Origin of the sequence: Stenotrophomonas sp. 3diitr2024 (genome assembly GCF_042136455.1) — a bacterium.
GTDB classification, from domain to species: Bacteria; Pseudomonadota; Gammaproteobacteria; order Xanthomonadales; family Xanthomonadaceae; genus Stenotrophomonas; species Stenotrophomonas sepilia.
The window spans coordinates 1-305 of sequence record NZ_JBHHMJ010000546.1 but is presented as its reverse complement, the minus strand read 5'-3'; the positions used below and the strand labels follow the sequence as shown (position 1 = coordinate 305).

At 67.5% G+C, this 305-nt stretch carries 1 pseudogene; it reads right to left on the bottom strand.

Annotated elements, in window-relative coordinates:
* Positions 1–305, bottom strand: a pseudogene (locus ABGA94_RS13995) (hypothetical protein); the annotation flags it as partial.

Here is a 305-nt window from a genome sequence, read left to right as displayed (position 1 = left end):
CGTCGTAGTGCACGGCATCCACGCGGCCCTGGTCCAGCGCGTGCGAGCTGACTTCCATCGCCACCGCGCGCGCACCGGCGTCGCGCAGCTGTGCCAGCGAAATCTTGTTGACCGACAGCAGGCGATTGAAGGCGGCCACGCTGAGGTTGGCGCTTACCGGTATGTTGAGCGCTTTCAGCAGGCCGGACGGAGTCACGTTGGCCTGTGCCAGGCCGTCGTGCTGGTAGCCATAGGCGCGCATCTTGGCGGCGATACCGGTGCCGCGGCCTTCCTGGTCCAGGTACAGCAGCACGCCGCCGCCCAGT